The sequence below is a fragment of the Butyrivibrio sp. AE3006 genome (assembly GCF_000424165.1).
GTDB lineage: Bacteria > Bacillota > Clostridia > Lachnospirales > Lachnospiraceae > Butyrivibrio.
Genome location: NZ_AUJJ01000010.1, coordinates 199,234 through 213,844, shown reverse-complemented (window position 1 = coordinate 213,844; position 14,611 = coordinate 199,234). Strand labels below are relative to the sequence as shown.

Genomic DNA, 14,611 nt, shown 5'->3' with positions numbered 1-14,611 from the left:
CCCAAATCCAGCCATGTTCAGGTACGAGTGCCAGTGCAGGAATCGCCAGAGCCTGTATTACATAGCCTGTGATAACAAATGTCCAGTATTTCTTCGTTTTATCTGCTATAAATCCGGATATGAGCCTTAGTGAATACCCGCACAATTCTCCTATACCGGACACAAATCCGATGGTTGCAGCGGATGCCCCTGCGAGGTTCAGATATTCGCCCAATATGCTTCTGGCGCCTTCATGAGTCATGTCCGAAAACAGACTTACGATTCCCATTAGGGTTATAAATGTTATGGCGCCAGACAAAGCCCTTTTTTTATCCATGTTCTACTCCACTAATCCCGATTTGCTTATTTCATTATCTAGAAAGTTATAAATCCAATCCAGCTTTATGAGCCTGGATATGCTGTAGCTTTCTTGGGATGTTATAAAGCTTCCCATTCCAAGTCCTGTAAGTAGTGCACTGACAGGAACCATTACTACAAGCCAAATGATAAATGCCCCCATACACACCTCTCCATGCATTTACTTAAAACTCCCTCTTATACAAATATGCATCAAAGGTTGCGCTCCCATCAAACTTGGAATACTGGCAATCTTTCCAATAAGTCATTCCAAGTTTTTCCATAACCCGCCTGCTCTTTGAATTATCTTTTGCAAACTCGCCAACTATAGCGCGAATGCCTTTCTCCTTGTCAACATAATCAATTATGACTTTCATAGCCTCAGGTACGAGCCCCTGTCCCCAATATTCTTTTCTAAGGTTATAACCAATAGCCCAGGCATCCAGGTCTTCCTTATAGAAAATCCCACCCTGTCCTATCAATTCTCCTGTTTCTTTCAATACAAATCCAAGGTCAAATTCATCGTTACCATCAATATCACGCGACCTAAGCCATTCTTTTGTAACCTCGATATCCTTGTGAAGAGGATAGATCATAAACTTGTTCACATCCGGATCAGATGCCCATTTAAATATATCTTCTGCATCATCTACTGTAACTGTTCTTAAAATAAGTCTATCAGTTTCAATTCTACGTACCATTACTCCTCCACTGTTCTGTCCCTATTTATCAGTCGCTTTTATGTATTTATCAGCCTGTAACAATAACTCTTTTTTATTATCATGTTCTATAACAGCCAGTGCATCCTCAAGACTTAAGCTCTGAAGTGCTCTTACCTCTTGTGGCCTTACAACACGCGGATTATCATCTATGTATTTAGCCAGATAGTAAACAACCTGCTTTGTCACACCCGGTTTCTCCGATAACTGATATTGCTCACTTACTCTGAAATCACTTATCAGCGTGGCATCAAGATCTGTCTCTTCTTTTATCTCGCGGATAGCTGTCTCTTTTTCAGTCTCCCCATTTTCCATATGGCCCTTAGGGAAACTATGAAATCCGCTCGCTTCCTCAACAAGAAGATACTTGATTATGCCATCTTCAATTGTGTAAACAATAGCACCACAGGATTTCTCGAATGCCTCGCTAAGACCATCTTTAGCCATGCGTATTCTACTGCCATCATTTAGGTCATTCTTGTAACCAAGCCTTTTGTATAAGGCATGTGCTCTTTCATTAGAAGTCTCTACATGGAAAACAATTGCACTGATACCAATTACTTTTGCATAGTCCTCCGCGCTCTTGATTAGACAACTCCCAATCCCATGATCTCTGTATCTTGCCGTAACAGACAGATCGTCAAGATAAATATAGTTATCTCCGCGGAAAACCTGAACTGATAGAAAAGCTACTACCTGCCCATTATCCACTGCGACTATGACCTCATCTTCATGATCAGAGAAGTATCTGTTGAGATACCCTTCCTCATAACCCTCTACGTCATCCGTATGATAAATTGTCTGCAACATCTCTATGAAAAGAGCTTCAATACTTGCTCTGTCGTTCTCTACTGCCTTTCGATACTCTATCATTAATTCAATACCTCATAGATATTTATTCACATGTATATCCTGGTCTTTTATATAAATACTGAACATCCGGAACAATGCTCTTATCCCATACTTGCTCTTTCCAGTTTTCCTCCGGAATATCTTTAATTGCAACAGAAACGCTCGTGGTCTTGCATCCAAGTGTTTCAGCGATTATTTCCGCAACTCTTTCAGCACATTCTTTTTTCTGCTCTTCAGTTCTTCCTGTAAAACACTTTATTTCAACGTGTGGCATTATCCCTCCAACAATTCACTCAAATCTATAGTTTTAATACCATTTTCAGCCAAGAGTTCTGCAAAGATACCCTTGCCTTCAATAAGTTTACCGCTAAAACTACCATCATATACCTGCTTCACCCCACAGGAAGGGCTCCTTGACTGGAGAATCACCAGATCTACTTTTTCTGTAATGGCTTTTTGAAGACATTTCTCAGCACCAGATCTGAATTCTTTATCTTTGCTTTCTCCCTGCTTATTAGTTACTATGCCATTTACTATTTCGCATGGGATCCTTGGTACCGGAAGGCCACCTTCCACTTCAGGGCATACAGGGATGACCTCATGCCCTTTTATGTACTCCGCAACTTTTTCACTGTAATTGTTGCCACCATTATATTTGCAATTCTGCCCCAACAAGCAGGCACTGACCATTATTTTCATCTGTTAGCTCCAAGACTCATATTGTCTGACTCTAGTCCAAAATTGGCTCTTTTTTCAAAATACTTATCTTCTACTATATCTGTTTTTATAAAAGAAAAAAAGCCACCTGACGGTATTTTATCCGCCAGATGGCTCTCGAATTCATTTATGTTTAGACCAATTCAAGTCTGTCTCTCACAAAGCATCCTATGGCAGTCAAGGCCATTACCACCATAACTACTACCATACCAACTTTATCATATGAAGCATAGAAATCTCCTGAGAAGCGGAGCTTTATGTATTGGCCCCAGATTGCACTGAGGATTACTAAAAGTGTGAATCCCAAAGATGCAGCATACAAAAAGCAGCTACAGATTTCTCTGTAACTGCTATAAACTCTTCATTTATTATTCTATATTTGCCTCTTCCATCTGCTTCAACATAAATGCTCGCAGCTGTTCTTTATCCGGAAGGTGTAGCATATAAGTGGATACAAACAGGTTGTTGTCCATTCCTGAAAGAGCATACTCGACCATCTGCGGTCCTTTATCCGTGCACAGGAGCACACCGATTGGAGGATTATCTCCTTCAGCCATTTCATTTTTCTTGTAGTAGGCCACATATGCATTGAGTTGTCCCAGATCCTCATGTCTGAAATCGTGATCCTTAAGTTCAAATATCACATTACAATGCAGGTACCTGTGATAAAAAATCAGGTCGGGATAAAAGTACTCTCCGTCGATCAGGATGCGCTTCTGTCTCGCTTCGAAACAAAAGCCTTTTCCAAGCTCAAGCAGAAAAGTCTGAAGATGTGTGATCATGGCCTCTTCAATATCTGATTCTGTAACTGCAAGCCTGTCATCTATTCCAAGAAACTCAAATGTAAACGTATCTTTTATAGTCAGCGCCGGAGAAAAGTCATTATTTCTCTGATATGTGAAAATGAGAGCTTTGAAATAAGTTCTTCTGCCGGTGTTTCGAAATCGTGAGACACTGACACACGATTTTTTTCAATTCCTATGTCATTCTTTTTAATGAGCTCCATATTCAAAGAAAAATCAGGCATCTGTTTTATTTCAGAAATCCCCTTTAATTTGTGAGACACTGTCTCACAAATCTGAGGATACTTTACATAAAACTGGCGGCACAAACTCAGAACAGTCCTATCAAGGCCTTTAATACCCAGTTCTTTCGCCATATCCTCCAACAAATTTGAACCATACTCTGCTCTGTTTTTCCCATTCTGCTCAAACTCAACTATATAATATCCTATTGCCCAGTTCCTTATAGTAAGCAGCTGATTTACAGCGCTTTTAGCTCTATTGCTCGTGGCTTGCCTAGGTTTTCATACTCTCCTTTTCTTCTGGATCATCACCGGCAAGTGTCTCGAGCATTTCACAAAAACCACCTATTCCACCGACATCATCAACTACGGACAGCCCATCTGCAGCAACACATTTCTTTGATTTTATCAGCAAAATCAGCAAATGATGGCATATCCTTTTCATCAATTATTGCAGCGTCACATTGAAGAAGATTTGTGCTCATATCTTGTTCGTCCTGAAACTGTTCCATGTATTCAAATATTTTATATCCCTGCATTAACCACACTCCCAATTTTTTTCATACTCATCGCGTGTCATGGAATAAACTAAAACGTTTTCTCTATTATTACTTTTGCGATTATAAAAACGGTTTCTTAATTTTGTCTCTTTAGAAAAACCTATCTTTTCCAATATCCCTCTTGATGCTTCGTTTGTTTCAGCAACTTTTGCCTCTTTAATCATAGAACAGCATATAATAGCTATCGAGATGCAATGCGCAAACACCGTTTGCATTATGCGAACATGAAAAAAGCCCCAACCGGGGCGAGAAATATCTATATAACGAAAAACAGAGCTAACATCACACAATGTGCAATGCCGCTCTGCAAAAGTCAAACTTTTTCTTTGTGACTATATTTTACTCATGGGCAAACCAACTGTCAACCACCATTTTCAGAAAATCAAACGTGCTCTTTAGCATAGGATTATTCTTATAATAATCCTTATTCTTGTAGGCTCTGTCCATAACTTCATGAAGTCCTTTAGCTTCCTTAGTGTGAACACCTCTGCTTGAGACAATCTCCTTATGCATATATAGGAGCGTTACAATCTGTTGAATCCTAGCATTACTCATGCGGTTCTTTCTAAAATTGGTATTCATACCTTTAATATTCATCAATGCCTTAGTTACTCCAGCATTAGTGTCATGACTTGCTGTTCTGGCTTTTAAATCATTGAGAATACAGTTACTATGAGCTGAAGCATTTCTGATTTCCTTGCAGGTCAAAAGCCGGTAGAAATTGTTCTTCATTTCTTTATCAGCAAACCTATCTGCGCAAAAACTGTATAAAGAAACAAGCCGTCCGAACGGTATTATTTCAAGGAATGCCCATATTGGATAGTTGCCATCATATTTACTGATGATATCTCCACAATATATATTGCCTCTGTTACGATTGATTTCACCTTCATATACTAATTTTTGCTGCTCGCTAAGAGAATCTATATAGTCCTGAACAATCTGATATCCATCCTCAGAAGCCTCTTCTACCTTTCTAAGAATCTGCAACTTGGTATGATGTTCTATATCCAATGCCATAGGAACAATCATGTATCTCAATAGCATATCTATTACAGCAATATCTACAAGATACGCAAAATCAAGATCTATGTACTTACCTTTATTTTCACCATCTGGGTGTTTTACATAGTTTTTTCGATATGATGTAAGTTTAAAATAATTATTGTGCTTGATTAGATAATCCTTGGCACTATCTTCATCCATTATTTCAAATCTAACACCCTTATCCTTCAAATGCTGAATCTGCTCATCAACAGTCAGTATTGGTTTTACATTATCCATACGTATTCAATCCTTGCTATAACTTTCTGCTTTGTTTTATAGGATAACACAGATAAAGGCACTTTTAAATCCAGAACATAGCTTAGATTTTTGTAAGTAATTCCAATTGCCTGAGTGCTATCTCCCTTTACTGTAGTTGCGTTTACTTCCACAACCATCTTCTCAAGAGAGTCCTTATTGAACTGACCATTGTCCTTCACGAGCAATATTTCATGCACAGAAGAAGGGAGAATATAAAAAGAGCCGCCAAGCCTGTCAGCAGCCTGATCCATGAAATCCTGATATGCAAGGATTCCAGCACCTCTGATATTGTCCTCAACAGATGCTACAAAGATTGGTTCATCAGCCACAGGTCCGATACCAAGCATTTCTGCCTGCTCCACGCCCAGGGATTCAGCCAGGACTTCCGACATTCCCTTGATGACAGCCGGTCTGATCTCAGGTGCAACCTCCATCGCATCAGCATGGAGCTGTTCGGGAGTGACGTTATAATTCTCAAGCATCTGGTTTGTCACAAGAACACTGCCCTTGACATCATCAAGAACAAATCTGTAAACAACAGCCATGTCCTCAATGTTCTTATGAGGCACTTTCTCAAGGAGCTCTGCATTTCTCTCAGATGAAACAACATCCATGGAAAGCTTGTCCTTCATCTGGCTGTAATCCTTAAGAGCATCAATGTTGAAATCGGGCTTATCATTAAGGTAGTGCTCAGCACTCTCTGTAGCACCGGCAACAATCTTCTCATAAGAAGTACCATTCTGATATGCTTCATAAAGATTGTTCACATCAATGCTCACTCCCACATCACTGCCTTCAGGCTTAACTACCATAGCCTCGTAGGAATAGTTCATCTTATCGACCTTGTGGGTCTCAACGCTGCTATCGGCACCTGTCCTGTCATCGAAGCAGGCTTTCACATCCTTTGTAAGATTCTCTTTGAACTGTTCAAAATCCATCATCTTTCCTCTTTTCTTTTATTTGAGCCTTCTGTTCATGGCATGAAAAAAGCGTCATACTCATGACCACGTTCCAAAATCATGAGCTGACGCTCTTCATAACCAATATTCATATGTGCACATAAAAGAAGAGAAGCGATTGGCTCTTGCCCGCTCCTCTTTCCACTATAATATTATCACGCCCCAAAACGGCTCACAAGGGACAGGAGGGGGACAAAAGGGGGACAAAGGGGAGACAAAAGGGGGACAAGCTGTCCAATTCAGCCTGCTTTTACATAACTGCGACAGTTATCCTACTCTCTTGGACAGTAATGCGACAGTTATCCTGTTCCCTTGGACAAGAGTGCGACAGTTGAATAGTCCCGTAAACAAAAATGCGACAGCTATCCATAACCCTGGATACTGCCGCTCCTATCTGATCCCTAAATATCTTCTGAATTCTTCAAATGTTTTTCTGGACTTATTATCTCGCCACTCAGGAGTCATCCATTCTTCCTGCTGCTTTGTGATGTTAAGCACCTCTCTTATCTCTTTTGCTTTACCCTGCATAGCTCCGGATGAAACTCCAAAAGCCGCAGCTACCTGGGCAGCTGAGATTTCATACTTGGGACGCCACCTGAGAAGATCCCTCTGATTACCTACAAGTTCCGTAACCTGGGCTATTGCATATACTATCCCAGCAGCCCACATGTTATCACGTCCTTTATACATGGGAGAATCCTTTTTCCTGCAGAGCTTCTGAAGAGCATGTATGCAGAGGTACTGATAGTCTCCGTCCAGATGTTCTTCACAAAAGGCATCTATCATGCCTGCTATGTTTTCGTATTTTCCTTTAAGCGGTTCCGGAATGCCGGTTGCTTTCTTATTCTCTGCCATCGTATCTCCAATACCCTTAGTCAAAGGGCAAATCCCAGTCGTCATGATCTCTTTCATCAGGCGGATCTAGCAAGCCATCCTCCCTGGCCTGTTCCCATGTGATTCCATATGGAGCACCGCCGGATGTATACCCTGCTATAAAATAGAAATACTCATCCTGATCAAAGGGCTGGAACTCGACTTGCTGTTTTCTTCTCTGTCTTTTTTCTTTCTTGGCTTTCAGCTGCGCTTCATAAGAAGCCTGTTTCTCCGGACTCAGTACATGTAACAGGCATAACTCCTTCATGGCACATGTCCTGTCTACATTAAACTTCTTTCGATATGCTTTTACGATATGGGAGTCCTCTGTGAATCCCTGCTCAGGAAACCACTTCCTTGCTTCCTTCAGCCTTTGCTGGCGTGCTTTTGACATGTATTATCTTATCCCTTCAATCAATCCACCATTCCGGTGTTAACTCTCCCAGCTTCATAACACGCCCCTGAGAGTAATCGATCATGATATCTATGTCCTTATATTTGCCTGGCATAAGCTGTACCATGAGCTCCCTACAAGCGCCGCATGGAGCACCTTTTCCTTCATTTGGAGGTATGCAGAGAACTCTGTCTATCTCATGTTCGCCATTTGTGATCATATTGAAGATAGCATTTCTTTCTGCACAGATGCCAAGTGTAGAGCAGGTATCTATGCATACACCCACATATATCTTCCCTGATTTTGAACGAACCGCAGCGGATACCTCTCCGGCAGTAACGTAATTAGAGATCCGTCTTTCACCAAGCACAGCCTTTGCAGCGTTGTACATATCTACCCAGATCTGATCCATCTTATAATCATCCTTTCCAACCGCAGTATATATATCCATTCCCATTCTTGCTTCGAAGTATGCTTTTAAGTCAAGATTTGTCTGCCATTTTTCAGGATCATATGAGCCGTAGCGCCTCTTAACATCATTCATCCTGTCAATGATATCCATTATCCCCTCGGCACCGGCAATTGAGTCACATAACTGTATCAGCTTATCATAATCGTCCTGAACAGCCTCTTTAAGCTTTTCCCTTATCAGTTCTGTATCTTCTTCTGATGCATCAAAGTTTCCGACATATGCCTCTATCTTGTCCTTGTTAAAAGAGTGGGTAAGACAGATCCGGGCTACTTCATCATATCCCATCGACATCATGTATTTATAGCCATCAGAAACATGCCTTAAATGACCCACACCGAACTTGCGACCTATATCATGCAGAAGTCCAATAATATATGATTTTTCAAAATCCATCCCAGAACGTTCAGCTATCTTTTCTGCACAATATGCAGTTATCCTGCTATGACTTTCCCACTGCCCGGGATTACATTTTCCTGCTTCCAACAATAAATCTTCTGCTTCTTGTCTGCCTGGATACATGATGCCTCCTGTTGTTTCGTTTTTCACCAGCTTTTATTATATCCAACAGAAAAGCGACATACAATTCATTTCAGCATGATTCCGTTTAATCCTCCATCATCCAGAACACAGCATTCATGGCAGCTGCAATGCCCATGCCAATCCCTGCAGCCATGAGTCTGGCATTATATGGGCTGCTGTCCCTGAAGAGATAGCAAAGGATCCCCACAGCTATACAGCCCCATATTCCTAGGACAATCTTCCCAATCCTGAACATATGCTGCAGCACAAATGCCAGAAGCGCAGTCACACCAAATATGATCCATGTGGTCCTGGCATCAAGTCCCATGTTTCGCACCATGAACACCGGCGCCGCTCCTGCCATTATGGAGTTGAGCAGATCAAGCCTTGTTACAAGTACCTTTGCAATTCCAAGAAGTATTCCAAGTGGCATAAGTATTACTGCTACTTTTATTTCCGTTCTATTACCCTCAGTGGTGCAGTTTCTGCACTACCCTATGAGTTGAAACTTATGTCTTTTGTTGAAATTCTTAACGTAGATCCTGCTGGGTTTTCCTTTTGTCTGAAGCTTATATATGAGCCCCATCTCTTCCAGTTCGTTCATGCAGTCTATAATGGTATGCTTGGAAAAACTGATATCTTCCTCAATTTTTCTTAGCGGATAAATGATATAAACCCTGTTCTCTTCATCAAACCAGTTATTCTTCCTTGCTTCATGCATCTTATCCAACAATACTGCGTACAGTACTTTTGAGGATGATGACAGGGAAGAGAAGTCCTTCCCCGTCAGAAGTTCCTTTGGTATCTCCACCGAGGCATACTGCCTTGCCTGTGCTCCGTAAAAATATTCAAGCATTACTCTGTTCCTCACTTTCATGTTCCTGTTTCCACTGTTCCAAAAGTCCTACTATAATCCGCTCTATCTCCGGCTGTGTGTAATATGCCAGGAAGAACTTGTTAAGTTTGCGTTCTGTAATGGTTATCTTCTTTCTTGTCTGTGGTGTAGCTCTGCCCTGGATAAGAATGTCTATCATCTGTTCCTGAGTGAGAGAATCATCGCCACGATATTGTCTAAGATACAATCGATCCTGATCATAATCAGTCTGTTTGATGATGATATCAAAAGTCTTTTTCTTGATCTCATACTTGTTAGAGACCAGCTTATCCTGCTTTCTGATAAAATCAAGAAGATTACCATATGATTTGTTACCGGAATTAAGGAACTCATAAACGTCCTCATTGCTTTTAAAAGCTGCTATATCCTTAAATTTCCAGACGTTAACTATGAAATTCTTCGTGTCCTGTCCTTTATATTCGATATCATGCAGGCATGCAGCATACTCGAAATCCGGATTATCTGCAATAAGAAAATGTGGTGTATTTCCCTTATCATTCTGCAGCTTGCAGTATTCCAGGAGCTTTATGAAATTCTCCTGCTCACCTGGAATGGTCTTGATTCTGTCAGCATCCACAATGATAAATTTAGCCAGATAGTTGGACTGAGCCTCTTTCTTGATCTGTCTCAGAAAATTGGAATATCCTCCGCCATGCATGTTTATTGGCTTAAGTACAAGTTCAACTCCCTGATTCTTGCGCATTTTATCGATATAGTTATACTCGGTATCGCCCTCGCAGAAAATGGCGTACCTTTTCTTAAGTACCCTCTCTTTTCTACTCAAAAGCTGTACCTCCCAAAATGCCCTTCATGTAAAACTCATAGACCTTGGCCGTCTCGTATCTTACCTCAGGGAAATCTGCAAGTGAATACAGTTCAGAAGTAAGACTATCCTTACTCTTTGTCACAAAATAGATCTGTTCCTTCATGTAGGTCTTCAGGTTCAGATGAAGCACGTTGTGAGTGGAGAAGATGAACTGTCCCTTATGTTCCTCACCATTAACAAACGCCACAACTCTGTCTGAAAGAATTGGATTGAGTACTCTGTCCATCTCATCTGCAAATACAACCCTGTTCTCATATACTACCCTGAATATTTGCACAGCCCAAGCAAAGAACTCCCTTACACCGGTTGAATCCTGCTGAAGTTCTCTTCGGATTTCATTGCCCTCAGCGTCTCTTCTAATTATCAATGACTTCCCATAAGGCTTGTCATTATCCACTTCTATGCTGCATATACTGTAGTCAACCATGCGGAATATATCTACAAATCGGGGATCCTTCATGATCTTGATGTCCTCATCCCTTCCAGCAGGATTTCCATCCTGATCTTCCGGAACCGTACCCGGGAGAAGAATATTTTTGAACCAGCCTGTAGTCTCTATAGCATCCGCATTACCAAGGAGTGCAAGCTTGCTTATAAAAAGGCCATAGCTGTTGTTACTGTTCTTTAATGCAGTTCCAAGCTCAGAAGCCTTTCCTTCCTTTTTTTCATATTTTCCGGACTTATCCCTTATAACAGAAAAGAGACATGAGAAGGTTCCTTTCCTCTTACTCTGCTTATAAAGTCCTTCACTTGTTATTCCATAAGAGTCTATTCCCAAACAATACTTGTAGATATGCTTCTTTTCTGAAATGAAGCATATCTCAAATCTCTGTTCAGGATCTTTTTCCGTAAGAAAACTGGATGCATTAACATATGCACCAACAGACTGTACCTGGGAATTGAAGTCTACAAGAGATTTCAAAAACTTAAGACTCCCAATAAAATTGGATTTACCACCTGCATTCTCACCGACAATAACTGCAGTCTTTAGAAGATCGTAATCCACATCTGTAGAAGTATAGTTGTCAGGATATCTCGTCTTAACCTTGCTATTAGATGCCTCCATACTAAATTCGCTCTCAACATTGAACGAGCAAAAGTTATTGAATTTAAAGCTAATCAGCATCTGGCAACCTCCTTTTGAACTGTTTCATAGCTATATTATAACACAAAATCTTTCACCTAAACCAGATTTATGGTTTAAGTGAAAGATTTTCAGTCTTTTTAAATGAAAAAGATATAAAAAAACCACAAAATAATACTCAGGTGCAAAAAAACGAAATTTCTATCTAGATAATTAGGGAAATTCAATATTTCAATTGCTTATTTAGAGATTTTATCTCTAAATAGCCATCTCAAACAGTTGACTTTATCATTTCACACTCACATTTACCTCTCCAGATGATTAAAATCTGGCAACAGCCCTCATCTGTACCAACATGATCTGCCTGATCTTCTCGTCCATAGCCTCAAACAGCTTAAGAAGCTCAACAGAATCGGCATCCAGCTCAGGTGCCTTGATGACTCCACAGACAAGATATTCAACAGTCGTTCCAAGGATATCTGCAAGCCTCATACATCCAGCCTGCAATCTTGTCCTTCTGGCGGTTCTTCAGATCCTTATAGCGTTTATTCATCTGAAGGAGCTTGCCATCAACCATCTTATGTTTACTCATTTGCTCTTAAATCCTTTACGTTCCTTAGCTTTTTCAATGAGCTCAGATGCCTCGTTTAAAGCACCTTCAAGGTAATCTGCTTCCCACTCTCTGCCTTTTTTCTCTTCCTTCTTTATCGCAGCCCAGGCTTCATGAAGTTCTTCTTCGGAAGCATATTTCACACCTTCAAAAACATGTGGATGTCTCCTGACCATTTTATCCGAAATGGTCTTTGCAACATCTTCAAAAGTAAACAAGCCCTCTTCTTCCGCTATCACGGAGTGAAACATTACCTGCAACAGCAGATCCCCAAGTTCTTCCCTTAGGTTTGCCGCATCCCCTGTCTTTTCGAAAATGTTGATTCCCCCAACTACTTCAGCTGCTTCCTCTATGCACGCTGCTTTCAAGCTGGAATGTGTCTGCACCTTATCCCAGGAGCAGCCGTTTTCACTTCGAAGCGTCTCTACTATACTTTTCAGCCTGCTTATCTCTGCCATTTCATTGCTTACAGCTCTCTTAGGCACCGTGAGTTTCATATACAGCCCATTACTATCCATCTGAGGTTTTTCCGGAATCGTTTCACAAACGCCCTCTGATTTCAACTTTGCTGTCACTGCAAGGCAGATAGCATCTGCTATATCATCAACATTACATCTTAAGTTTTTTGCCTTAATATAAAGATCCGGTATATAAATCCCCGGTATAAACTTCTTTATTACCTTTAGTCTCTCTTCAATACCAGCAGCGTCCTTCTTACGAGTAAGTAAAACAGAGCCATTCAGTCTTGCAAAATCAAGTTCCGGATGGCTCTCATCTATTCGGTTCTTATACTCAGGATGCGCTGTCATAAACTCATCGACTTCCCGGATCTTAGGTATGATAGCTGAAGCTTGTTTTGGCAAACTCTTTCCTAATGTTTTGATATTTGCCTTCTTCTGCTCTTCATAAGTTTCTTTATATACTGCTTCTCTGGAAGGCACAGGAAAAAGTGTAGCCCCTCTGGGCTTTAACTCTTTTCTTGCAATATCATCAGGCCTTAGTTGCTTCGCAGAATCACGCAGCCCAATGACCATATCTATCAAAAACGCACTGTAATCCGGATATGCTTTCAGAATCTCACCAATCGAAGAAAATCTTTCTATTCTGAGATCAATACCAAGGACAGCAACGATCCATCCTCCATTACAACCATCTGCTCCTAAGGAAAAAATATTATTGGAACTATTCATATTCGTTACAATTCCTTTATTTATCGAGGCTGTTTGCAATAACAACATTTATTGGCTCTATCTTCTCCCAGACCTCTTCAACAACATAAGGTTCGTTAGCAATATAATCATCAAGCTCCTTCCGGCTCTCGAAGTCCATGATAAGGGCAGATCCTTTCATCTTTCCATTATCATCCAGCAGCCCACCGGCACTGATGATATGCTCGCTCAGCTTTTTCATTCCTTCCAGATGACGAGGACGTACCTCCATACGCTTATCAAGTTTTCCTTCGCCATCATATGCTCTTATAAGAAATTGCATGATTGTCTCCTTTTTACCTGTTCATCTACATCTATCCAACAATTCGTCAACCAATACTGCCATATGTCCATCTGCCACAGAATCAGCAATCCAGCTGCCTTCACTGAAATGATCTCTCCTGAAGTGCCATGCAATAACCGCAAGGATCTGTTTCGCTGTGAGTGTATACAACCACTCCTTCGTTGGCTGAGCTAAATCCCGATCCAACAGTTTTCCGTCCTCAATCACCTGTCCATAATCCGTGATCACCACATTACTGTCATAAGCCTCATGGAAACAGGTTTCTAAAATATCATAAAGACCGTGATGGCCCTTGTTCGGCTGATAAACACTGTGTTTCTCAAAAAAAGTCCTCAATTCATCATCTTCAGATATCGAGTGAAAAAGAACAGAGTACTTCTGGCACCACCGAATCACACTCTCTTCTATCTTTTCGTCTCCAATAATATCCTTAAGCGTTTCCTCACCGGTTGCAAGGATCTTGTCATCCAATACTGCAAAGATGATCTTGATATCATACTCAGGATTTTTCTGAATAAAGTCATTGCATGCCCGGATAGCTTTTCGCCACGCTTTATCAACCGGATATCCAAATATTCCTGCAGATATCAACGGAAATCCTATAGAATGCAGATTATTTTCTTTTGCAAGAAGAAGTGATTGCTTATATGCACTGTACAAGAGCTTAGGCTCATTATGCTCTCCACCAGCCCACCTCGGGCCCACAGCATGTATCACATATTTCGCAGGAAGATTGAACCCAGGCGTAATGACAGCAGAACCTTCATCACAATGGCCAATCTTTTGACAAGCAGCCGTCATTTCCTTTGAACCGGCATCGCGAAAAATAAAGCCACATACTCCACCGCCTTCCCAAAGTCCTGTGTTAGCCGCATTTACAACTGCTTCTGTATCTAACTTTGTTATTCCTATCTTCTTGATTTCTATGGAGCTCATACTATATATGCCTCCTCT

Annotated in this window: 23 protein-coding genes and 1 pseudogene; all 24 read right to left on the bottom strand. The window is 40.9% G+C overall.

Features of this window, described 5'->3' with window-relative positions; all coding sequences use genetic code 11:
- Positions 1-316 (bottom strand): annotated as a pseudogene (locus G603_RS0107240) (MFS transporter); the annotation flags it as partial.
- Positions 317-319: 3 nt separating this feature from the next.
- Positions 320-499: a hypothetical protein gene (locus G603_RS0107235; RefSeq protein ID WP_026669792.1), complete on the bottom strand. Its 180-nt coding sequence runs from the start codon at positions 497-499 to the stop codon at positions 320-322.
- 22 nt (positions 500-521) lie between these two features.
- On the bottom strand, positions 522-1,037 hold the full coding sequence (locus tag G603_RS19605; RefSeq protein WP_051207593.1) for a GNAT family N-acetyltransferase: 516 nt from the start codon (positions 1,035-1,037) through the stop codon (positions 522-524).
- 21 nt (positions 1,038-1,058) lie between these two features.
- Complete coding sequence (locus tag G603_RS21425) at positions 1,059-1,928, bottom strand: bifunctional GNAT family N-acetyltransferase/NUDIX hydrolase (protein ID WP_051207592.1); 870 nt, start codon at positions 1,926-1,928, stop codon at positions 1,059-1,061.
- 22 nt (positions 1,929-1,950) lie between these two features.
- Complete coding sequence (locus G603_RS0107220; RefSeq protein ID WP_026669790.1) at positions 1,951-2,181, bottom strand: tautomerase family protein; 231 nt, start codon at positions 2,179-2,181, stop codon at positions 1,951-1,953.
- The gene (locus G603_RS0107215; protein WP_026653335.1) at positions 2,181-2,606 is read right to left on the bottom strand and encodes a DUF523 domain-containing protein; all 426 of its coding nucleotides are present in this window, start codon (positions 2,604-2,606) and stop codon (positions 2,181-2,183) included. The genes G603_RS0107220 and G603_RS0107215 overlap by 1 nt, the downstream gene beginning before the upstream one ends.
- Before the next feature lie 151 nt (positions 2,607-2,757).
- Positions 2,758-2,931, bottom strand: a complete 174-nt coding sequence (locus G603_RS22700; RefSeq protein WP_155832637.1) for a hypothetical protein — start codon at positions 2,929-2,931, stop codon at positions 2,758-2,760.
- 61 nt (positions 2,932-2,992) lie between these two features.
- Entirely contained in the window at positions 2,993-3,451 is a 459-nt protein-coding gene (locus G603_RS22585; RefSeq protein WP_242834852.1) for a PDDEXK nuclease domain-containing protein, read from the bottom strand.
- 35 nt (positions 3,452-3,486) lie between these two features.
- Positions 3,487-3,858 carry a DUF1016 N-terminal domain-containing protein gene (locus G603_RS22580; protein ID WP_242834851.1) on the bottom strand — a complete coding sequence of 124 codons (372 nt, stop codon included), beginning with the start codon at positions 3,856-3,858 and terminating at the stop codon, positions 3,487-3,489.
- Between the two features lie 152 nt (positions 3,859-4,010).
- On the bottom strand, positions 4,011-4,187 hold the full coding sequence (locus G603_RS22305) for a hypothetical protein (protein WP_155832636.1): 177 nt from the start codon (positions 4,185-4,187) through the stop codon (positions 4,011-4,013).
- A gap of 360 nt (positions 4,188-4,547) precedes the next feature.
- The gene (locus G603_RS0107190; RefSeq protein WP_035792367.1) at positions 4,548-5,492 is read right to left on the bottom strand and encodes an Abi family protein; all 945 of its coding nucleotides are present in this window, start codon (positions 5,490-5,492) and stop codon (positions 4,548-4,550) included.
- Complete coding sequence (locus tag G603_RS19595) at positions 5,480-6,454, bottom strand: DUF5688 family protein (RefSeq protein ID WP_155832635.1); 975 nt, start codon at positions 6,452-6,454, stop codon at positions 5,480-5,482. The genes G603_RS0107190 and G603_RS19595 overlap by 13 nt, the downstream gene beginning before the upstream one ends.
- Before the next feature lie 408 nt (positions 6,455-6,862).
- Positions 6,863-7,327, bottom strand: a complete 465-nt coding sequence (locus tag G603_RS21410) for a DUF6398 domain-containing protein (protein ID WP_051207585.1) — start codon at positions 7,325-7,327, stop codon at positions 6,863-6,865.
- 16 nt (positions 7,328-7,343) lie between these two features.
- Positions 7,344-7,739 (bottom strand): hypothetical protein, encoded by a 396-nt coding sequence (locus tag G603_RS21405; protein ID WP_051207583.1) that lies wholly within the window; start codon positions 7,737-7,739, stop codon positions 7,344-7,346.
- Between the two features lie 16 nt (positions 7,740-7,755).
- Positions 7,756-8,730, bottom strand: a complete 975-nt coding sequence (locus G603_RS23120) for an HD domain-containing protein (RefSeq protein WP_081669855.1) — start codon at positions 8,728-8,730, stop codon at positions 7,756-7,758.
- A gap of 85 nt (positions 8,731-8,815) precedes the next feature.
- The gene (locus tag G603_RS0107160; RefSeq protein ID WP_026669786.1) at positions 8,816-9,163 is read right to left on the bottom strand and encodes a hypothetical protein; all 348 of its coding nucleotides are present in this window, start codon (positions 9,161-9,163) and stop codon (positions 8,816-8,818) included.
- A gap of 57 nt (positions 9,164-9,220) precedes the next feature.
- Positions 9,221-9,586, bottom strand: coding sequence for a replication initiator protein A (locus G603_RS0107155; protein ID WP_026669785.1), 366 nt, complete (start codon positions 9,584-9,586; stop codon positions 9,221-9,223).
- Positions 9,579-10,409: an RloB domain-containing protein gene (locus G603_RS0107150; RefSeq protein ID WP_026669784.1), complete on the bottom strand. Its 831-nt coding sequence runs from the start codon at positions 10,407-10,409 to the stop codon at positions 9,579-9,581. Before G603_RS0107150 ends, G603_RS0107155 begins: the two co-directional genes overlap by 8 nt.
- Entirely contained in the window at positions 10,402-11,577 is a 1,176-nt protein-coding gene (locus G603_RS0107145; protein ID WP_026669783.1) for an AAA family ATPase, read from the bottom strand. The genes G603_RS0107150 and G603_RS0107145 overlap by 8 nt, the downstream gene beginning before the upstream one ends.
- 279 nt (positions 11,578-11,856) lie before the next feature.
- Positions 11,857-12,027, bottom strand: a complete 171-nt coding sequence (locus G603_RS22300) for a hypothetical protein (protein WP_155832634.1) — start codon at positions 12,025-12,027, stop codon at positions 11,857-11,859.
- Entirely contained in the window at positions 11,993-12,127 is a 135-nt protein-coding gene (locus G603_RS23010; RefSeq protein WP_255345657.1) for a hypothetical protein, read from the bottom strand. Before G603_RS23010 ends, G603_RS22300 begins: the two co-directional genes overlap by 35 nt.
- Positions 12,124-13,335, bottom strand: coding sequence for a DUF429 domain-containing protein (locus G603_RS21915; protein WP_196808048.1), 1,212 nt, complete (start codon positions 13,333-13,335; stop codon positions 12,124-12,126). The genes G603_RS23010 and G603_RS21915 overlap by 4 nt, the downstream gene beginning before the upstream one ends.
- Positions 13,336-13,351: 16 nt before the next feature.
- Positions 13,352-13,636: a YciI family protein gene (locus G603_RS0107130; protein WP_026669781.1), complete on the bottom strand. Its 285-nt coding sequence runs from the start codon at positions 13,634-13,636 to the stop codon at positions 13,352-13,354.
- Between the two features lie 21 nt (positions 13,637-13,657).
- Entirely contained in the window at positions 13,658-14,593 is a 936-nt protein-coding gene (locus G603_RS21910; RefSeq protein WP_081669853.1) for a macro domain-containing protein, read from the bottom strand.
- Positions 14,594-14,611: the final 18 nt, after the last annotated feature.